This window comes from Salinicoccus sp. RF5 (assembly GCF_020786625.1).
Lineage (GTDB): Bacteria > Bacillota > Bacilli > Staphylococcales > Salinicoccaceae > Salinicoccus.
Window position 1 is genome coordinate 468,691 of the sequence record NZ_JAJGRC010000001.1, and the last position, 19,981, is coordinate 488,671.

Annotated in this window: 21 protein-coding genes; 2 read left to right on the top strand and 19 right to left on the bottom strand. The window is 49.7% G+C overall.

Annotation, left to right across the window (positions count from 1 at the left end):
* Positions 1-6: 6 nt before the first annotated feature.
* From floA to lepA, 13 genes are all read right to left on the bottom strand, one after another.
* Positions 7-984, bottom strand: a complete 978-nt coding sequence (floA, locus tag LLU09_RS02605; RefSeq protein ID WP_370632452.1) for a flotillin-like protein FloA — start codon at positions 982-984, stop codon at positions 7-9.
* A 52-nt stretch (positions 985-1,036) separates the two neighbouring features.
* Positions 1,037-1,720 (bottom strand): NfeD family protein, encoded by a 684-nt coding sequence (locus LLU09_RS02610; RefSeq protein WP_228310355.1) that lies wholly within the window; start codon positions 1,718-1,720, stop codon positions 1,037-1,039.
* A 118-nt stretch (positions 1,721-1,838) separates the two neighbouring features.
* Positions 1,839-2,015: a 30S ribosomal protein S21 gene (gene rpsU / locus LLU09_RS02615; RefSeq protein WP_017548804.1), complete on the bottom strand. Its 177-nt coding sequence runs from the start codon at positions 2,013-2,015 to the stop codon at positions 1,839-1,841.
* 101 nt (positions 2,016-2,116) lie between these two features.
* On the bottom strand, positions 2,117-2,782 hold the full coding sequence (deoC, locus tag LLU09_RS02620) for a deoxyribose-phosphate aldolase (RefSeq protein WP_228310356.1): 666 nt from the start codon (positions 2,780-2,782) through the stop codon (positions 2,117-2,119).
* A gap of 74 nt (positions 2,783-2,856) precedes the next feature.
* A complete protein-coding gene (gene mtaB / locus LLU09_RS02625) occupies positions 2,857-4,209 on the bottom strand; it encodes a tRNA (N(6)-L-threonylcarbamoyladenosine(37)-C(2))-methylthiotransferase MtaB (protein WP_228310357.1) in 1,353 nt (450 codons plus the stop codon).
* Positions 4,210-4,295: 86 nt separating this feature from the next.
* Complete coding sequence (locus LLU09_RS02630) at positions 4,296-5,060, bottom strand: RsmE family RNA methyltransferase (protein ID WP_228310358.1); 765 nt, start codon at positions 5,058-5,060, stop codon at positions 4,296-4,298.
* A complete protein-coding gene (gene prmA / locus LLU09_RS02635; protein WP_228310359.1) occupies positions 5,026-5,958 on the bottom strand; it encodes a 50S ribosomal protein L11 methyltransferase in 933 nt (310 codons plus the stop codon). Before prmA ends, LLU09_RS02630 begins: the two co-directional genes overlap by 35 nt.
* Positions 5,959-5,960: 2 nt before the next feature.
* On the bottom strand, positions 5,961-7,085 hold the full coding sequence (gene dnaJ / locus LLU09_RS02640) for a molecular chaperone DnaJ (protein ID WP_228310360.1): 1,125 nt from the start codon (positions 7,083-7,085) through the stop codon (positions 5,961-5,963).
* Positions 7,086-7,179: 94 nt separating this feature from the next.
* Positions 7,180-9,012: a molecular chaperone DnaK gene (dnaK, locus tag LLU09_RS02645; RefSeq protein ID WP_228310361.1), complete on the bottom strand. Its 1,833-nt coding sequence runs from the start codon at positions 9,010-9,012 to the stop codon at positions 7,180-7,182.
* 46 nt (positions 9,013-9,058) lie between these two features.
* Positions 9,059-9,676 carry a nucleotide exchange factor GrpE gene (gene grpE, locus LLU09_RS02650; protein WP_228310362.1) on the bottom strand — a complete coding sequence of 206 codons (618 nt, stop codon included), beginning with the start codon at positions 9,674-9,676 and terminating at the stop codon, positions 9,059-9,061.
* The gene (locus LLU09_RS02655; protein ID WP_228310363.1) at positions 9,663-10,676 is read right to left on the bottom strand and encodes a heat-inducible transcription repressor HrcA; all 1,014 of its coding nucleotides are present in this window, start codon (positions 10,674-10,676) and stop codon (positions 9,663-9,665) included. Before LLU09_RS02655 ends, grpE begins: the two co-directional genes overlap by 14 nt.
* Positions 10,677-10,776: 100 nt before the next feature.
* The gene (gene hemW / locus LLU09_RS02660) at positions 10,777-11,892 is read right to left on the bottom strand and encodes a radical SAM family heme chaperone HemW (RefSeq protein ID WP_228310364.1); all 1,116 of its coding nucleotides are present in this window, start codon (positions 11,890-11,892) and stop codon (positions 10,777-10,779) included.
* Positions 11,893-11,936: 44 nt separating this feature from the next.
* On the bottom strand, positions 11,937-13,760 hold the full coding sequence (gene lepA / locus LLU09_RS02665) for a translation elongation factor 4 (protein WP_228310365.1): 1,824 nt from the start codon (positions 13,758-13,760) through the stop codon (positions 11,937-11,939).
* Positions 13,761-13,921: 161 nt separating this feature from the next.
* Here lepA and rpsT point away from each other — a divergent pair, with 161 nt between their 5' ends.
* Positions 13,922-14,167, top strand: coding sequence for a 30S ribosomal protein S20 (gene rpsT, locus LLU09_RS02670; RefSeq protein WP_031548992.1), 246 nt, complete (start codon positions 13,922-13,924; stop codon positions 14,165-14,167).
* 77 nt (positions 14,168-14,244) lie between these two features.
* Here the strand turns inward: rpsT and holA are convergent, their stop codons facing one another.
* A complete protein-coding gene (gene holA, locus LLU09_RS02675) occupies positions 14,245-15,207 on the bottom strand; it encodes a DNA polymerase III subunit delta (protein ID WP_228310366.1) in 963 nt (320 codons plus the stop codon).
* Between the two features lie 92 nt (positions 15,208-15,299).
* Here holA and LLU09_RS02680 point away from each other — a divergent pair, with 92 nt between their 5' ends.
* Entirely contained in the window at positions 15,300-15,434 is a 135-nt protein-coding gene (locus LLU09_RS02680) for a YqzM family protein (RefSeq protein WP_228310367.1), read from the top strand.
* A 9-nt stretch (positions 15,435-15,443) separates the two neighbouring features.
* Here LLU09_RS02680 and LLU09_RS02685 read toward each other — a convergent pair whose 3' ends face one another.
* The 5 genes from LLU09_RS02685 to rsfS all read right to left on the bottom strand — a co-directional run bounded on the left by LLU09_RS02685 (position 15,444) and on the right by rsfS (position 19,980).
* Positions 15,444-17,684 carry a DNA internalization-related competence protein ComEC/Rec2 gene (locus tag LLU09_RS02685; RefSeq protein ID WP_228310368.1) on the bottom strand — a complete coding sequence of 747 codons (2,241 nt, stop codon included), beginning with the start codon at positions 17,682-17,684 and terminating at the stop codon, positions 15,444-15,446.
* Positions 17,681-18,142: a ComE operon protein 2 gene (locus LLU09_RS02690; RefSeq protein ID WP_040107039.1), complete on the bottom strand. Its 462-nt coding sequence runs from the start codon at positions 18,140-18,142 to the stop codon at positions 17,681-17,683. The genes LLU09_RS02685 and LLU09_RS02690 overlap by 4 nt, the downstream gene beginning before the upstream one ends.
* A gap of 24 nt (positions 18,143-18,166) precedes the next feature.
* Positions 18,167-18,778, bottom strand: coding sequence for a ComEA family DNA-binding protein (locus LLU09_RS02695; protein ID WP_228310369.1), 612 nt, complete (start codon positions 18,776-18,778; stop codon positions 18,167-18,169).
* A gap of 133 nt (positions 18,779-18,911) precedes the next feature.
* Positions 18,912-19,658 (bottom strand): class I SAM-dependent DNA methyltransferase, encoded by a 747-nt coding sequence (locus tag LLU09_RS02700; protein WP_228310370.1) that lies wholly within the window; start codon positions 19,656-19,658, stop codon positions 18,912-18,914.
* Complete coding sequence (rsfS, locus tag LLU09_RS02705) at positions 19,645-19,980, bottom strand: ribosome silencing factor (RefSeq protein WP_228310371.1); 336 nt, start codon at positions 19,978-19,980, stop codon at positions 19,645-19,647. Before rsfS ends, LLU09_RS02700 begins: the two co-directional genes overlap by 14 nt.
* Position 19,981: the final 1 nt, after the last annotated feature.

The following is a 19,981-nucleotide window of genomic DNA, read 5'->3' on the forward strand; positions in this document are numbered from 1 at the left end:
CACAGCCTATTCATCATCTTGAGTATCGCGTGTCGGATCAGTCATCTTGTTGATCGAATCCCTCATGTTCGTATCCGCTTCGACATTCTTAAGGTTGTAGTAGTCGCTTACCCCGATATTTCCACTTTTGAGTGCCTGGGCAAACGCGAGAGGCACTTCGGACTCGGCCTCTACAACTTTTGCGCGCATTTCCTGGACGCGTGCTTTCATTTCCTGTTCTTGCGCTACGGCCATTGCACGACGTTCCTCAGCTTTAGCCTGTGCAATATTCTTGTCTGCCACAGCCTGTTCAGTCTGGAGGTCCGCACCAATGTTCTTGCCGATGTCGACATCCGCGATATCAATGGATAGAATCTCGAAGGCTGTACCAGAATCCAATCCTTTGGAAAGGACGGTCTGGGAGATACGGTCCGGGTTTTCGAGAACGGCCGAGTGCTTGTCAGAAGAACCGATTGTGGAGACGATACCTTCGCCGACACGGGCAACAATCGTATCTTCACCGGCACCACCGACAAGGCGTTCAATATTCGCACGCACTGTAATGCGCGCTTTCGCCTTGACTTCGATACCATCCATCGCTACACCGGCGATAAAAGGTGTTTCGATGACTTTCGGATTGACGCTCATCTGCACAGCTTCAAGTACGTCACGACCTGCAAGGTCGATGGCAGCACACCTTTCGAATGTGAGGTTGATATCTGCCCGCTGTGCTGCAATCAGTGCATCAACGACACGGTCCACGTTACCGCCGGCCAGGAAGTGCGACTCCAGCTGGTTCGTCGTCACTTTAAGTCCTGCCTTGTGTGCTTTGATCATTGGCTCGATGACACGTTTAGGTCTGACACGCCTCAATCTCATACCTACAAGCGAGAATATACCTACATTGACACCTGCTGAAATTGCTGAAATCCATAAACCTACTGGTACGAATGACAGGAAGAAGGAAATGATGATGAAAGCAATTACTACCAGAAATATAATCATCAGTCCAGATCCTGTAATAAACATGGGATACATTCACAACGCTCCTTTTGAATTATTCTTCCATTGGACGAACGACAACACGTGTTCCTTCAACATGTATTACCTTTACCTCAACATCTCCAGCAATGTAGCCACCTTCCGCTACTGCATCAATCCGCTCGTCCCCATACCTTATCGTACCCGAGGGCCGCAGCGGTGTGACGGTCTTGGCTGTCTCGCCGAGCAGATAGGATCTGTCATCGAATGATGTATAACCCGATTCTGCATCTGTCGCATCCCTCAGAATCAGACGATTAAGGAATGGCAGCTTTTTCTTTTTCTTTTTCACAAATATCACCCACTCGATTATAGCTAATAAAATGATGACGAGAATATAGATGCCGAACAGAAGCAGATTCCCGCTGACCAGAATCATACTCACTATTATCATGATTCCGCCGAACAGTGCAAGGAAGCTACCGGTCATAAAAAGTCCCACGGTGATGAAAAGGGTACCGAGGGTGAAGAGGGTAACAACAACACCATTATATTCACCGATGAGAAGATGTCCTGCATAGTAGACGATGATGGAGAGTATTGAAAGTATGCCGATGATACTGATGCTTTCGGAAAAGAGCTGGTAGATCAGCCCGAGGAAGAATATTGCTAATAAAATAAAGGCGACCAATGGCATGGTAACTACATCTCTGAAGGCAGTCATAATATTCCCTATCACAAATGCCTGAGTTACAGCCATGTTAATCCCCTCCATTAAGTTCATTATACATGAAACCGCTGTATTATTAAATTGATTGCACTAAAAAAAGACAGCACAGTGTGCTGTCTCTATATCGTGATTATCAGAGGGAGTCGAACTATTTGAATTTACGTTTACGGGCAGCTTCAGATTTCTTCTTACGCTTTACGCTAGGCTTTTCGTAGAATTCTCTCTTACGAGCTTCCTGGATCGTACCGCTTTTAGAAACTGTGCGTTTGAAACGACGCAGCGCGTCTTCAATAGGTTCGTTCTTTTTAACTACTGTTTTAGACATCGTCTTCCCTCCCTCCGGATAACAAAAACCTTACTTTTACATAGCAATTACTATGTACTCACACATTATAATATATTGTAAAAAGCGGGTCAACTGCTAATTCAATAACTGCTCTCACTTGTACCTCCGCTGACGATCTCCTTGCCGCTTGAGGCACCGATCCTTGTCGCGCCGCTCTCGATCATGAGTTTGGCATCTTCAAATGAACGGACACCGCCGCTTGCTTTGACGCCCATATCTTCCCCAACGGTCAGGCGCATCAGCGTGATATCCTCCGCTTTGGCACCTTCGCCATTGAATCCGGTCGAAGTCTTGACGAAGTCCGCGCCGCATCTTTTGCTCAGTTCACATGCTTTGACGATTTCATCGCTGTCGAGCAACGCCGTCTCAATGATGACTTTAACCAGTACATCCTGGCCGGCTGCGTCGCATACGGCTTTGATGTCGTTGTATACAAGATCTTCATTGCCGGATTTCAATGCGCCGATGTTGATGACCATATCGACTTCATCCGCTCCATTCTGGATGGCATTCATTGTTTCAAAGGCCTTGACTTCAGATGTTGTTGCTCCGAGCGGGAAACCGATGACGGTGCACACTTTGACATCGCTGTCCTTAAGCAGGTCACTGCATGTTGAAACCCATGTCGGATTGATGCATACGCTGCAGAAATTGTATTCCATGGCTTCCTGGCACAGCTCGAAGATCTGGTCCTGTGTTGCTCCAGGTTTAAGCAATGTATGATCGATATATTTTGATAGTTCCATAGTATCACTCCATTAGTTGTTGGGATCTGTTGACTGGTCCTATTCCATTATATACTAGTTGGACCATTCATACATCAGATTGTGCGTTCGAGATAGGCATAGGCTTTGACCATCGGCTTCTCAAGCACTTTGACGACCTCACCTTTGCTCACCGGATAGCCCGGCTCGGTGATTTTGACCTTGACGAGTTCGCCGGTCAATGAAGGATCGCCTTCGACTTCCACTTTAAGGTAGTTGTCCGAGTGCCCGATGAGTTTGCCGTCCTTCTCCTCCTCAGGGATGATTTCAAGTACATCTTCCTTGAACTGCTCTGCATATGAAGTTGCCAGTGCGTTTGACAATTCAATCAGGCGATGGACACGTTCATTCTTCGTCCCTTCATCCACCTGATCCGTCATCCGCGCCGCCGGAGTGCCCGTACGGATGGAATATGGGAAGACGTGGAGTTCTGAGAAGTGGTGTTTTTTAATGAAGTCGAAGGTTTCCATGAACTCCTCTTCCGTCTCACCAGGGAAGCCGACGATGACATCGCTTGTGATGGCGACGTTCGGCATGATTTCCTTCAGCTTGATGATGCGGGATTCGAAGAATTCCATAGTGTATTTCCTGCGCATGCGCTTGAGCACGGTATCGCTGCCCGACTGGATCGGTATATGCAGGTGGCGGACGATCTTATTGGAATCATTGATCACATCGATCACTTCATCCGTCAGTTGGCTGGCTTCGATGCTGGAGATGCGCAGACGGTTCAGACCGTCCACTTGCTCCAGGTCACGGAGCAGCTGTGCAAGGTTGTAATCCTTGAGGTCCTCGCCATACCCCCCTGTATGGATCCCGGTGAGGACGATTTCCTTATACCCTTCATCCACGAGCTGCTGCGCCTGCTCCACGACCTTTTCCGGGTCACGTGAGCGCATGAGGCCCCTGGCCCATGGAATGATGCAGAAGGTGCAGAAGTTGTTGCAGCCTTCCTGGATTTTCAGTGTGGCGCGTGTACGGTCCGTGAAGTAAGGTACATCCATCTCTTCGTATGTACGCTTCTTCATGATGTTCTTGACTCCGTTGATCGGCTGGCGCTCCTCATGGTACTGGTTTACGTAATCGATCAGCTTGTCACGGTCTTCAGTACCGATGATGATGTCGACGCCTGGTATATTCATTATGTCTTTCGGTGCCGTCTGGGCATAGCAGCCTGTAACACAGACGACTGCATCCGGATTGTTCCGGATGGCACGCCTGATGACCTGCCTGCTCTTCTTGTCTCCTGTATTCGTCACTGTACATGTGTTGATGACGAATACATCCGCATTCTGCGTGAAGTCGACACGGTCATAGCCTTCACCCTTGAAGAGCTGCCACATCGCTTCTGTTTCATAGTGGTTCACTTTACAGCCTAATGTATGGAATGCGATTGTTTTTTCGCTCATAAAAATCAGATCTTTCTTAAGTGGATTTGTGGTTCATCTGCCCCATATAATAGCATAGCCTGCCCCTTTCTTCAATGAGAGGCAGGCTATTCAAACGTGGCGCTGATGGCCGACAACGCATATAGGGGGGCCGTTTCGGCACGAAGTATCCTGGGGCCGAGACGAATGGAATTTTGGCCGGAAAGCGCCTCTGTTTCCGCTTCACTGAAGCCGCCCTCAGGGCCGAATATGAAAGCGATGCGGTCGCCTGCACTGAGGGCCTGGAGCGTTTCATGGAGACTTGCAGCCGGATTGGATGCATTGCCTTCATAGGCGAACAGTACATGGTCGAAAGCATCGAGGGACAGCTCCTTCACAGCAGGCACGAAACCGATTTCCGGGATATGCTGCCTCCTGCTTTGTTCACTTGCTTCCCTGATGATCTTCATGTATCTTTCGATACGCTTCCGGCGCTTCTTTTCGTCAAGTTTCACGATGCTCCTGTCCGCATTATAGATGCTGAATGTATGGGCGCCGAGCTCCGTCGCCTTCTGGATCATCCAGTCAAACTTCTCGCCTTTCAAGAGCGGGCAGTAGACGATGATGTCGACGGGGAGTTCCGGTGATTCCTCCACCAGTTCCAGTGGACGGCATTCCACCGTCTCCCCGGCCGAGGTGATCTCGCATAGGAAAGTGTGCCGGCTGCCGTCCACCATGTGGAAGGCATCACCGGGCCTGAAACGCATCACATTCTTCATGTGGTGTGTATCATCAGCTGACGCTGTGAAAATCTCACCAATGCTTAATTTTTCATCCGTAAAGTATCGCTGCATGGTCTCACGCTTTCCTGGCCAGAATGCTGACCCAGCCATTTTCTTCAAGCACTTCCTCTATCGAGAAGCCGGCACCCTCCATATGCGCAATGATATCATCACGTGCTTCCGTAATGATTCCGGACGCTATGAAGTTGCCGCCCGCATTCAGGAGTTCATGCGCATCATCGATCATGTCATCGATGATATGGGCGAGGATGTTCGCAATGATGATGTCGTATGTGCCTGTTTCCGACTTCAGAAGATCGCCCGTTTCAAGCACGATGTCCTCTGCACATCCATTCAATTCGAAGTTTTCCCTGGCGACCTTTATGGACAGTTCATCGATATCCGTCGCCTTGAGGTCCCTCGCCCCCATCAGGTGGGAGCCGATCGTCAGAATGCCCGATCCCGTGCCGACATCAATGATCTTGTGTTCCGGTTTGACCGTATTCTCAATCATTTTGAGGCACATGCTGGTCGTCGGATGATCACCTGTGCCGAAAGCCATGCCAGGATCTAGTTTGATCAGCTTATCATCCGGCTGGAATTCGTAGTCCTCAAGTTCCCACGACGGCACGATGACGAACTGTTCGGAGACGCGGAAGCTGTGGAAATACTTCTTCCATTCGTTTTCCCAGTCCTCTTCGTTGATTTCCTTGGTTCCGATGACGATGGCAGACTTCTCGTCGAGCGGCTGCGACTCGATGAAATCATGGATTTCACCGAGTCTTCCCTCAATGTCTGCAGTCTCGTCAAAATAGACGATGATCCGAATGTCGCTTTCCGGATAATCCTTCGGATCGAGGCGGTATTTATCGTCGAAGTCATCGATCTTCTGCTTCAGAATATCCAGTGAATGCTCGACGGAGATCCCTTTTGATATCGAATTGAGGAACAGTGCAAAGGCCTCTTCATTGCTTTCCTTCGTCTGGATGGATACTTCATGCCATTTCATATCTAGTCACCCTTAAAGAATCGTTTTGTCTTGTCGAAGAAATTCTCATTCTGCTCGGTGATGTCTTCGCCGCCATGTTCGGCAAGCTGCCGGAACAGATCTGCTTCACGATCTGTAAGCTTGGTCGGCGTAACGACCTTCACAGTGACGAACTGGTCACCGTAGCCATATCCATGGACGTTCTTCACGCCTTTTTCCTTGAGGCGGAAGCGTTTGCCGGACTGGGTGCCTGCAGGAATCGTAAGCACAACTTCCGAGCTCAATGTCGGTACTTTCACTTCATCACCGAGCGCCGCCTGTGCAAATGAAATCGGCAGTTCGAAGTGGATGTCATCGCCGTCCCTTGTGAACCTGGAGTCCGGTCTGACGCGGAACACGATATAGAGGTCTCCCGCCGGTCCACCGTTGATTCCAGGGTCGCCTTTACCCTGCAGTCTGATCTGCTGGCCATTGTCGACACCCTCAGGGACAGTGACTTCAATCTGAACGTCTTTCGTAACAGTGCCGGCACCTTTACAGCTGTTGCAAGGATCCTCTATCTCTTCCCCTGAACCGTTGCAGGTCGGACATGTGCGTTCGGTCTGTACCCTGCCGAATGGTGTATTCTGCTCTACAGCTACACGGCCGGCACCGGAGCACATCTTACATGTCGATTTGGATGTGCCTGGCTTCGCACCGGTACCGTCGCAAGTATCACAGTTGACTTCTTTTTTGATTGTGATGGTCTTGGTGACACCGAAGACGGCCTCATCAAAGTTGACGGTCATCGTATATTGAAGGTCGTCACCTTTCCTAGGTGCATTCGGATCCATTCTGGAGCCGCCGCCGAAGAATGAGCTGAATATATCCTCGAATCCGCCGAATCCGCCGGCGCTGCTGAATCCGCCACCGCCGCCAAACTGCTGGTTCATGCCTTCATGGCCAAAGCGGTCGTACTGCGCCCGCTTGTCCTCGTCACTCAATATTTCATAGGCTTCCGATATTTCCTTGAACTTTTCATCGGAACCTTCTTCCTTATTTATATCCGGATGGTACTTTTTCGAGAGCTTTCGGTAGGCCTTCTTTATTTCATCCTTTGAAGCACCTTTACCGACGCCAAGCACCTCATAATAATCTTTTTTCGCCATTCTATCGCCTCCAACCTGTATACTATATCATTTAAAAAAGTCAAAGCCAACAGCATTGGCTTTGACTTTCATCAATCAGAAATTGATATCATAATTATTTCTTATCGTCTTCGTCCACTTCTTTGAAGTCTGCGTCCACGACATCATCGCCGGACTCCTGGGAAGCATCTGCACCTTCCTGGGCCTGCTGCTCCTGAGCCATCTGCTCATAGAGTTTCATGGACATGCCCTGGACAATCTGTTCAAGTGCTTCCTTCTTGGATTTGATTTCATCCATGTCGGAACCTTCAAGTGCTTTCTTGAGGTCTTCTTTTGCACTTTCCGCCTTTTCTTTCTCTTCAGCGTCGACTTTGTCTCCAAGGTCTTCAATTGTTTTGTCTGTTGTGAATACAAGCTGATCCGCTTCGTTTCTCAGATCCACTTCTTCACGGCGTTTCTTGTCTTCTTCTGCGTTCTTTTCAGCTTCTTCGACCATCCTGTCGATATCGTCATCAGAGAGGTTGGAGCTGGATTCGATTGTGATCTTCTGCTCTTTGCCCGTACCTTGGTCCTTCGCAGTAACATTGACGATACCGTTCTTGTCGATATCGAATGTCACTTCGATTTGAGGCACGCCCCTTGGTGCCGGTGGAATGTCCGTCAGCTGGAAACGGCCAAGCGTCTTGTTGTCTGCCGCCATTGGACGCTCACCTTGCAGTACATGGATATCCACGGCCGGCTGGTTGTCGGAAGCTGTGGAGAATACTTGGGACTTGCTTGTCGGAATCGTCGTATTGCGCTCGATGAGGACTGTGGATACACCGCCCATCGTTTCGATGCCGAGTGACAGTGGCGTCACGTCAAGCAGAACAACGTCCTGTACATCTCCGGAAAGTACACCACCCTGGATGGCTGCACCCATTGCAACAACTTCGTCCGGGTTGACACTCTTGTTCGGCTCTTTGCCGGTTTCCTTCTTGATGGCTTCCTGTACAGCCGGGATACGTGTAGAACCACCCACGAGGATGACCTGATCGATCTCGTTCCTGTCGATGCCGGCGTCTTTGATCGCCTGGCGTGTAGGTCCCATCGTACGCTCTACAAGGCTGTTGGAAAGTTCTTCAAATTTTGCACGTGTCAGGTTCATTTCAAGGTGCAGTGGTCCTGCTTCCCCTGCTGAAATGAATGGCAGTGAAATCTGTGTGGAAGATACACCGGAAAGGTCTTTCTTCGCTTTTTCAGCAGCATCTTTCAGGCGCTGCATTGCCATCTTGTCCTGGGAGAGGTCGATGCCGTTCTCCTTCTTGAATGACTCTACGAGATGATCGATGATGACCTTGTCGAAGTCGTCCCCGCCAAGGCGGTTGTCACCGGCTGTGGATAGTACTTCAAATACGCCGTCGCCGAGTTCAAGGATGGAGACGTCGAATGTACCGCCACCGAGGTCGAATACAAGTACTTTTTCATCCTGTTCCTGCTTGTCGAGGCCGTATGCAAGCGCCGCGGCAGTCGGTTCGTTGATGATGCGCTCCACTTCAAGTCCGGCGATGCGTCCGGCATCCTTCGTCGCCTGGCGCTCTGAGTCGTTGAAGTAGGCCGGTACTGTTACGACAGCTTTGGCAACCTTTTCGCCCAGGTAGCTTTCTGCAGTTTCCTTCAGGTTCTGGAGGATCATTGCAGAGATTTCCTGAGGTGTGTATTCCTTGCCATCGATGTTTTCCTTGTGATCTGTACCCATATGCCTCTTGATGGACATGATTGTGTTCGGGTTGGTGATCGCCTGGCGCTTCGCGACTTCACCGACCTGTTTTTCGCCATCTTTGAATGACACGACGGACGGCGTCGTACGGTTGCCTTCTGCATTCTGGATGACTTTCGGTTCTCCGCCTTCCAATACGGATACGACAGAGTTTGTTGTTCCCAAGTCTATGCCTATAACTTTACTCATAATAAGATTCCTCCATTATAGAAAATTTTCATTCGGTGCTGTACTGCTATTCGCTTACTTTGACCATGCTCGGGCGGATGACCCTGTCCTTCAGGATGTAGCCCTTCTGGAATTCCTCGATGACGATACCGTCATCTTCGTCGGAAGCTTCCGTCATCACGGCCTGGTGATAGTTCGGGTCGAACGGTTGTCCGACACTCTCTATTTCCCTTACATCATGCTTCATCAATGTGTTGACGAGATCGTTGTAGACCATCTCCACACCTTTGAGGAGGGAATTGAACGAGTCGGAGTCCCCTTCAATCTTGAGTGCACGTTCGAAGTTGTCTATGATCGGGAGCAGATCCTCGACGATGTCCTGGTTCTTGTACTTGTTGTTAGTTTCCATTTCCTGGCGGTTCCTGCGCTTGAAGTTTTCAAATTCCGCATAGAGTTTCAGGTACTTGTTCTCTTCTGTTTCCACCTGTTGCTTCAATGCTTCAATCTCTTCCTCTTTCGCTTTCAGTTCTGAATCTGCTTCATCCCCGTCATCTGCTTCGACATCGGCTGCATCTTCAACCGCCACGTCTTCAGTTTCAGTTTGGGAGGTTTCTTGTGTTTCCTCTTCAGAAGCCTGTTCATCAAGCTCCTGCTCCAATTCTTCCTTGGCTTTATTTTCTGTCACTGCGATCACTCCTTCTTATTTCCTGGTTCCGGATGGAATACATCAGTCGGATGACTTCCTTGTACCCCATTATTTCAGGACCAATTATCATTAGATTCCCATCCATGCCATTGACGGTGAAATTCGTCGCAATGACCGAAATGGAATCATAATCCCGATTCAGCTCGTCACTGAAATATACGTCGACCCCATCTATTGTATTGAGATCGATGATATCATTCAACTGATCCGATTCCATATCATCGTACAGTAGCTGTAATGTACTGATATCCGTGCTGATCTGGTGGATCAGATGATTGAAGCCGGAATGGCCGACCACCTGCTGGGGTTCACCTATTCCATCAACGACCGCGTTGATGATGCTTGATTTGAAAGCGCCGAGCTGACGCCTGACACGCATCGCATGGATGATCGACGGCAGGCTGCTCACAGACTGTCCATATGAGAGCACATTCATTTCATTGCCAAGCTTTTCAAGCTCTGGAACAGTGACATTTCCATCCATTTCAACCGGTATCTTTCTGATTGTTCCCGACTCAAGGACGATGATAAGGAGTAGTGTGTTTGTGGTGATGGGCGTCAGAAAAAGACCCTTGACTGTTTCGTCCTCTTCGGACAGGGAAACCTGTGTCAGATACTGTGTCGTATTGCTGATCATATCGGCCAGGGACCGGCTCATCTCATTGCGGTCCATATTCCCTCCCGCTTCCGGGATGATGTTGAAGTTCAGCTGGTCTTCGGATTCGCCGATCTGCTTGTTGAGCATATCTATATAGAAGCGCAGTGCCTTCCTCGAAGGAATCCTGCCGGCTGATGTATGGGGTTTGGTCAGGAAGCCGTCCGCTTCCAGCCTGGCCATTTCGTTCCTCACTGTCGCCGAAGAGATGTCAAGCCTGTACTTTTCAATCAGATGCTTGGAACTGATCGGCATCATAACCTTCAAAAAGTCATCGACAATTGAAAAAAGAATGATCTCCTGTCTCTGGGTTAAAATTGACATCACCTCATTAGCACTCTATATCCTTAAGTGCCAATATTAATTTATCAAAATGGTCAAAGTATGTCAATCCTTATGTTCTATAATTGGCGAAAACCCAATTTTAGAGCAGGAACTCCATGAATACGGTGTTACCGACCAGGCGCCCCTTCTCCGTCAGGGAGATGAAACCATCCTTTTTCTCAAGGTGTCCCTTTCCTATTTCCTGTTCTAGCACGGATCCATAAACATCCTCCATCGGTCGGCTGAACTTCCTATCGAACCTTGAGATTTCGACGCCTCTGTTCATACGGAGGCCGAGGAACATCTCCTCCTCCATCTGCGCCTTCTCATCGAGTGGCAGGGTTTCCTTGACGACGCTGCCCGTCTCCTTCATGGACTGGATGTAATGGTTGACCGGCTTGATATTGTAGTACCGCGTCCCGCCGACATACCCATGGCTGCCCGCCCCGGCACCATAATAGGGCGCGTTCATCCAATATGTCTTATTGTGGGCGGATTCATACTGCGGCGTCGAAAAGTTTGATATCTCATACTGGGGATAGCCGCGCTCTGCCAGGGCTTCGATGATATGGAAGTACTTCGCCCCTTCCGCCGAATCATCATCCACCTGCATCCGACCTTTCCTGATCTGGTTGTAGAACACCGTATGCGGTTCGATGATCAGGGAGTACCAAGAGATGTGCTTCGGCTTGAGGCGTTCGATGTGACGCAGGCTGTCTTCTATATCCCCCATGGTTTCGCCCGGCAGATTATACATCAGATCAAGCGAATAGTTGTCGAGGCCGATCTTCTTCATATGATTGATGGCATTGAATATATCATCATAGCCGTGGGAACGGCCGAGTACCTTCAGCAGGTCCTCATTGAACGTCTGCACGCCAAGGCTGATGCGGTTCACACCGTACCTTTTGAGCACATCGAGTTTCCCCGGCGTCAGTTCATCAGGATTGGCCTCGAACGTGAACTCATCCGTCACCGTGAACTTTGCAGTGACCACTTCAAGCAGACGGGCAAGCTGTGCCTCCGTCAATGCCGTCGGTGTGCCCCCGCCGACAAAGATCGTCTTCATGCGATCCTCCCCGATCATTTCGATCTCCCGGATCAGTGCATCCAGATAGTCGTCGACCGGCTGATTTTTAATAAGTACCTTATTGAAGTCGCAGTACGTGCATATGCGGTTGCAAAAGGGAATATGAATATAAAGACTCTCGACCATTTTTTCCACTCCATTCAAAAGTAAAAGCCACTTGATAGTGGCTTCTACTCTTCATCCATTTTAAGTACAGAAAGGAATGCCTCCTGAGGTATCTCGACATTTCCGACTGCCTTCATTTTCTTTTTTCCTTCCTTCTGCTTCTCAAGCAGTTTGCGTTTCCGGCTGATGTCTCCGCCGTAGCACTTGGAAAGTACGTTCTTGCCCATCGATTTGATGTTCGTCCGTGCGATGACCTTGTTTCCGATTGCGGCCTGGACCGGCACTTCGAACTGCTGGCGGGGAATGAGTGTCTTGAGCTTCTCCACGATATTCTTGCCCCGGTCATATGCGAATTCGCGGTGGACGATGACACTGAGTGCATCAACCTTCTCATTGTTCAGCAGTATGTCCATCTTGACCAGTCTGCTCTCCTGGTAGCCGATGAGTTCGTAGTCGAATGATGCATAACCCTTGGTCTGACTCTTGAGCTGATCGAAGAAGTCAAATACGACTTCCGACAGCGGAATCTCATAGATGATGTTGACCCGGATGTCATCCAGGTAATCCATGTTGACGAAGTTGCCGCGCTTCTTCTGGCAGAGCTCCATCACCGCGCCGACATACTCGTTCGGCACCATGACCGTGGATTTGACATAGGGCTCCTCGATATGGTCGATCTTCTGTGGATCCGGCATTTCTGCAGGGTTATCCACTGTAACCACAGAGCCGTCCGTCATGTACACTTCGTAGATTACCGATGGTGCAGTCGCAATCAGTTCGATGCCGAATTCACGCTCGATGCGTTCCTGGACGATCTCCATATGGAGCAGTCCGAGGAATCCGGTACGGAAACCGAATCCGAGTGCCTGGGATGTCTCCGGCTCATAGACGAGGGAGGAATCGTTCAGTTCCAACTTTTCGAGCGCCTCCCGCAGATCGTTGTATTTGCCCGTATCAATCGGATAGATGCCGCAGTAGACCATAGGATTCATCTTCTTATAGCCTTCAAGCGGTGATTCCGCAGGATTGTCGGCCAGAGTGATCGTGTCCCCGACGCGGGAGTCGCTGACATTCTTCACGGATGCCATGAGGTAGCCGACATCACCGACGGTCAGTTCCTTGACAGGCAGCGGCTTCGGCGTGTTGATGCCGACTTCAGCCACTTCGAATTCCTTGCCTGTCGCCATCATCCTGATCTTGTCCCCCGGTTTTACAGTCCCTTCCATGATTCTTATGGAGGAGATGACGCCCCGGTATGGATCGAAGACAGAGTCGAAGATTAGTGCCTTGAGGGGTGCGGACGGATCACCTGCAGGTGCAGGGACCGTCTCGACGACGCGCTCCAGAATCTCCTCGATGCCGATATTCGCCTTTGCAGATGCACGGATAGCCTCATCCTTGTCGAGTCCGATGACATCCTCCACCTCCTGGGCAATCCGGTCCGGGTCTGCTGCAGGCAGGTCGATCTTGTTGATGACAGGTATCAGCTCAAGATCATTATCCAGTGCCAGATACACATTGGCAAGTGTCTGTGCTTCAATGCCCTGTGCAGCATCCACAACAAGCACGGCGCCTTCACACGCCGCAAGGGACCTCGAGACCTCGTATGTAAAGTCGACATGTCCCGGTGTATCGATCAGATGAAAGATGTAGTCTTCCCCGTCTTTGGCAGTATATTTAAGCTGTACCGCATTCAGTTTGATTGTGATGCCGCGCTCACGTTCCAGATCCATCGAATCCAGGAGCTGCGCTTTCATCTCCCTTGATGCAACGGACTTGGTGTTTTCAAGAATACGGTCTGCGAGTGTACTCTTGCCGTGATCAATATGGGCGATGATTGAAAAGTTCCTTATTTTTTCCTGACGTTTCAAACGCTCTTGATCATTCATATATCTTCCAACTTTCTCTTATTAGACAGTGGTTGTATTATAACAACAAACATAATTTCATTCAATTCATTTTCCATTTATATTGCATAACGGCGGGATATTTGGTAAAATACTTTTTGTTGCAATAAAAGTTGTACAACTACAAGGTGGAGGTGAATGCAATGCCTAACATTAAATCAGCAATCAAAAGAGTGAAGACTACTGAATCCGCTCATAATCAGAACATTGCTCAAAAAAGTGAGATGCGCACAGCTGTCAAACGCGCAATGACTGCTAAAGAAAATAATTCAGAAAACGTTGAGACACTCGTTTCAAACGCTGTGAAACACGTAGATAAAGCTTCCAAAAAGAACTTGATCCACGGTAACAAAGCAGCACGTATGAAATCCAAGCTCATGGCAAAATAAAACCTTCCACAGGAAGGTTTTTTTATTTGCCGTAAATGAAGTCGGCCCCCTTTGGTCATTCCTGAAGGGGGCCCTTTTCATATCTCCATGATGAACAGTTCAAACAGGCTCTGCCTGTCCAGATAGCTGGATTTGAACTTGTAGTCGATGTCCCGGCATTTGACCATCTTTTGTTCAAGCTCCTCCTGCCGGTACTTCCTGACCTCGCGGGCGGCAAGCTTCACCCTGTACGGGTGGACCTTGAGGGATTTCGCAATGAAGTCCCCCTGATAACCCTCACCCTGCATCAGCTTCACCTGGTAAAGCAGCCTGAGCTGGCTGATGATGAGGTGCAAAAGCTGCATCGGCTCCTCATTCTGCAGGATGAGCACCCTGAGCAGCCTTACCGCTTCCGCCTTCCTGCCCGAGAGGATGAGGTCCGTCAGTTTGAAGATGTTCTGCTCCAGGCTGACGCTGACGATCTCCTCGACGTCCTCCCTCGTGATGGTGTCCTCCACATACAGGAGCAGCTTTTCAAGCTCGTTGGTCACGTGATCATACTTGATGCCGACCAGCTGGATGAAGAGGTCGAGGGCTTCAGGCGCCATGTCGACCTCCGCCTTCTCGGCCACGCTTCTTATATGGCTGCGGACTTCCTGCTCGGTCATTTCGCTGATCTCCGTCACCTTCCCCTTCGACTTCATCAGCTTGGTGATCTTCTTCCTGTTGTCCAGCTGTTCGCTGTATACTTTGAAGATGATGAGCGTATCATCATTCTTATTGTTGATGTATTCCACAAGCAGGTCGATATTGTGTTCGACTTCCGAGCGCACTTTGGCCCCGGTGAAGGAAAAGGCATCCTCCACGATGACGGCCTTCGCATCCGAGAGGAACGGCAATGTCTGCGCTTCCTCTATAATGGCTTCAACCGGTGTCTCTTTATAATTCAGGGTGACTATGCTGAAGGCATCCGGCTCTTTGACATAGGACTCGGCCAATGCCTTCGCCTTTTCGGAAATCCTCATGGTATTGCTGCCGTGTATTAGCTGTAATCGTTCCATTTAACGTCACTCCTGTATTAATTGTAAATCCATTATAGCTTTTTTATGATAAATATCCTATACTATTAGTGATATGTTTAGGAGGTTATCTCATGAATAAATTCGAAAAGCATGTACAATCAAAGAACAATGATGTCATCGATTCCGGCCTCGCCTTTGTTGTCGGATTCCTTGGGCTTACTGCAATCTATGTCATCGCCCAGATCTTCCAGATCGTTGCCGGATAGGAGAGCTGATCATTCAGCTCTTTTTTTTATGCAGTGATTGAGCGATGGATCAAGCTTCGTTTCAACGCACATCCTTCCGCCGTCGATCGTAAAACGCACCATGCCATGCTTTGATGTATCAAGAAGTGTCATATCCTCGAGCCGTTCCACTACCTCCCGGTGCGGATGCCCGTACCGGTTCCCCGCCCCTGCGGATACCAGGCCGTAGGTGAAGTCTGCATTGGCAATGAAGTATTCCCCCGTGGATGTATCCGAGCCGTGATGCGCAAGTTTCAGCACATCTGCTTCAATCTTGCCCGCCTCCGACACCCATAACTGCTCCATCTCTTCATCCGTGTCCCCTGTAAAGAGGAAATTGTAGGATCCGGTCTCCACTTCCAATACCAGTGAGTTCCTGTTCGGATCATCATCGCTATGCGCGGGACCAGGGAAAAGCCGTCTGATGGCGATGTCGCCCACCTGCAGTTCCCTGATATGAAGCGCATCTACGAGTACCCCTTGAAACGCATCGGGCATGTCTTCATACCACGCCTGGAATCCGGGATCGTTGGGGTTCACATATATGTGGTCCACCGCCATCCTACTGATGATATGATGCGCCTCCCCCACATGATCCAGGTCGAAATGCGACAGTACCATCATATCGATGCGGTCGACTCCCGCCTCCTTGAGATATGGCAGGATGGTCTGATCGGAGAGCATCTGTCCCGCATCCCGATAATAATATCTGCCGCCCGTATCGATGAGGAGGACAGAGCGGTTTCGATGATCTTCTATGACGAAAGCATCTCCCTGGCCGACATCCACCATTGTAACAGTAAAGTCATCGTGAGGAATACGATCGATCAGAAATATTGATAGGATGAAGCATGCAGAAAGCATCAGGAACTGCCTGACCTGCCTGAGACAGAGGGTCCGGATCATCCAGTAGGACAAGGTGCTCAAGAGGATGAGCCAGAATGGCCCCAGGCTGCCCACCGATGTACGGTGGTCCATGCCGTCAGCGATCAGCGTGATCACACCCTTCAGAGTTTCGAAGACGAAAGCATATCCTGAATCGACAACTTCAGGCAGGTGGGTGAAAACCATGACATTGAACAGTATGACCATCGGGAAGATGACGGAGGTGAAAAGCGGTACAAAGATCATATTCATCACGATTCCGCTGATGCTCAATTCGTTGAACTGGTGGAGCAGGATGACCAGCGTGGATATCTCGGCGATCAGGGTGATGCCGAGCAGCTGGATGAAGAATCCTGAGCCGCTCCAGTAATGGCGGCTCAGGATGATCATGAAGGTCGTGATGTAGGACAGTTGGAATCCGGCATGGAGTACGATCCAGGGATTGATCACGATCTGCACCAGTGCAGAGAGCGAGATGACGGAAAGATACGGTTTTTTTCTTGTGAATGAAACAAGGAGCAGTGTCACCGTCATGAAGACTGCCCGAAAGACGCTCGGACTGAAGAAGTTGAGGCACAGGAACACCAGAAGTGCGGCAATCATCAACAGCTTGATCAAAGTGATGTCCAGCCTGAACCGGTTCAGTACATAAAACAGGATGGCAGTGATGAAGGCCACATGTGTGCCCGAGATGACATAGAGGTGGTAGATGCCGAGCTTCTGCAGCTTATCGAAGAGTTCGGAGGTGATATATGACTTGTTGCCGACGGAAAGGGTGAGTATATCAAACTTATAGTCATATACAGTCGACCCAAGGACGGCTTCCATGTATCCGTCACGCATTTTTGCCAGATGCATGCCCCATGTCATGGGACCTGCCGCACATTGGCTTGAATCGACCGAATCGGCATATATGCGTCCATCCAGACCATTGACATTCATGCGCATACGGTCATCCTTCTTGATGAAATTTCGCTGCGCTTCCGGCACCACCACTTCAAAAGGCCCCTGGCATACTGCCCCAACCGGGAGTTTTACCGCCTCCTCCATGTACAGGTCATAGCGTCCGCCTTCATGGGTCACGGTATGTGCGACTCCATCCCGGTAATACTTATAGCCAGTGACCGTCACGGTATCCACCATGGCCGGTGAATCCTTTTCAGGCAAAATAAAGACAGCCATTGCTACAATGGCTGTCGTTCCAAGGTGGAAGAGCAGGAATGCCTTCCCCTTCATTCTTCTATGGCATATAAGACTGGAAATGATGATGAAAAACACCGCCGGAACCGGCTGGGCATACAGGATGTATCCATTGAGCACCGAAAGCAGCATGAGAAAAAGGATCATGGCTGCTTTTCAAAAGAATCGATGATGCTTGCCCTGTCGAAATCGATGCGTTCATAATGGACACCGGTCTTATCCAGCAGTTCCAGGGCGTATGGATGGTTCTTATAGTCTTCGGCATAGTATATGTATCGGATACCGGCCTGTATCAGCGACTTCGTGCAGTGTACACATGGGAAATGCGTGACATAGATGCTCGCCCCTTCCGTGGACACGCCGAATTTGGAGCATTGGAGCAGTGCATTGATTTCCGCATGGATGGTCCTGATGCAGTGGCCCCCTTCAACGAGGCAGCCGACATCTATGCAGTGGGCCTCTCCCGATACGGATCCATTATAGCCGCCGGCGATCACCCGGTTGTCCTTCACGATCGTCGTCCCCACCTTCAGCCGCTCACATGTCGAACGGAGGCTCAATAGGTGGCTCTGTGCCAGAAAGTACTGATGCCAGTCTATTCTCATTCTATCCCTCCTCTTGTCTGTCCATTAGTCTATTGTAATATAAGGTTCCAGACTTTCAAATGTTTTATCGCCGATGCCGGGTATGTTCTTGATGTCTTCAAGTTTCATGAACAATCCGTGCTCCTCCCGATAATCGATGAAGAGCTGTGCCTTCTTCTCTCCGATGCCGTTCAATGTCACGAGCTCCTCCACCCCAGCGGTGTTGATGTTCACCTTTTCGCCGTCATCGGCGGTCGCGGGGCTTTCGGTCACGGGGACATCCGCCTCCACGGCCTCTCCAACCACAGGTACGTAGATCACCATCTCGTCCACAAGCTTCATGGACTGGTTGACGGTGAGGAGGTCTGCATCGGCCTCAAGCTGGGCCATCTCCAGCACATTCTTGACCCTGGCATCAGGCGGCAGCTCAAATACCCCCGGATACTTCACCGCACCCTTCACTTCCACAAAAATGGTCGCCGCTTCCGTCGTCATCTCCTCCAGGGAGGGCTCTTCAATGGAGGATTCCGGCTCATAGGCCATCACCTCCACACCCTCATCGGCGGAAAGCAGGGCAAAGGCTGCAGCCACCAGCATCAGGACGCCACCGCCGGCAATCCAAAATTTGTACTTCTCCCATATTGCTCTGATATCCATCATGCCATTCTCCTCCATAAAAAACCTCTTTATATATATATGGAGCAAAAAGGGCATTTTGATTTTTTTCGATGTCAAATAAATAAAAAAACTTGAGAAATAAAAATAACCCGGCTCAATAGCCGGGTTCATGTCATCGCTGTTTCTTCTTCAATATATAGAATACCCTATCACACACTTCTGTCACTGCATTCTCGGCATCAAAATCACTGAATGCGGTATCGATGATGAATCCGGACCTGTCGATGAGCTGGAGCATGTCCTTGTGCGTATAAGTCCGCTGGGCATGTGTTTCCTGCACTTTACGGTAAAGGTCGGATGTTTCCTCCTCCTTTATGAAAAAGGTCATATCGTGGATGACGGAAAGGGGCGCCTCCCCTTTTATGGCATTCCATATATAGGTGATGTGATCCGTTTCATCACTGTATGTCACATCGTTGAAGTCGTTCGTCATCTTGAAGACGCTGTGGATGTCGAATATGAAGAAGCCCCCGGGGGTCAGGTGGTTGTAGACATTCTCAAGAACTGCCAGAATCTCACCTTCGTCCTGGCAATAGTTGAGGACGTCGACGGTCGCCGTCACCATATCAAACTGTCTGCCGAGATCGAAATCCTTCATGTCGCCCTGAACATACGAGACATTCCCTCCGCTTTCCTGCCTCGCCACATCGATCATCATATCCGACTGATCCATGCCGATGATTTCATCGAATGGCAGCTGGGCCGTCAATCTGCCCGTCCCGCAGCCGATGTCGAGTACCGTCCGGCGACCACCCTTGAATTGGCGGATGATGTCGAGCCACAGTCCATAGGGCATATCATATGTCAGTTCATCATAATAGTGGCTGAACAGCTGATAGACGGGTCTAGACTTCAACACGCTCACCGTGTTTGAACAGGCGTTCAAGGTTATAGTATTCACGTTCAGGCTTGTGGAAGACATGTACAACCACGTTATTGACATCAAGAAGGATCCATTTTGCATCCTTATATCCTTCAACGAGATAATCCAGATCATTCTCCTTGCAGACATCCATGACTTCATCTGCAATCGCCTGCACCTGCCTGTCCGAATTCCCGTGGCAGATCAGGTAGCAGTCCGTGACACTGCTCGTATCACTTACATCAAATTTCATGATTTCTTCTGCACGTTTATTATCACATGCTTCAATCAGCATATTGACAAGGTGTTCCGTATCCATA